Annotated in this window: 1 pseudogene; it reads left to right on the top strand. The window is 37.5% G+C overall.

Going from position 1 to position 259, the window contains the following annotated elements:
* Window positions 1-73: 73 nt before the first annotated feature.
* A pseudogene (locus tag Q3W56_RS21250) lies at window positions 74-259 on the top strand (IS3 family transposase); the annotation flags it as partial.

Below are 259 nucleotides of genomic sequence, written 5' to 3'. Positions count from 1 at the left end.
TATAAACGGCAACGAGAGTTTGCTTGGGATCGCAAATCATATTGGAGTGCATAAAAGGGTACTCCAATATTGGGTGAGAAAATATCAATATCACGGTGAAAAAGCGTTCTTAAAGTCATATACAAATGATTTAGTCCAATATAAACTAGACGTACTTGACTATATGAATGAACATGGGACGTCTATCTTAGAAACAGCTGCGATATTTAATTTGCCTTCTGACTCAACGCTTTGGAACTGGCAGCACGTAGTACAAACA

This window comes from Bacillus sp. C28GYM-DRY-1 (assembly GCF_030519405.1).
In the GTDB taxonomy this organism is placed as follows: Bacteria; Bacillota; Bacilli; order Bacillales; family Bacillaceae; genus Bacillus; species Bacillus spizizenii_A.
The sequence above is the reverse complement of the archived record's forward strand: the minus strand, read 5'-3'. Positions and strand labels throughout refer to the sequence as shown.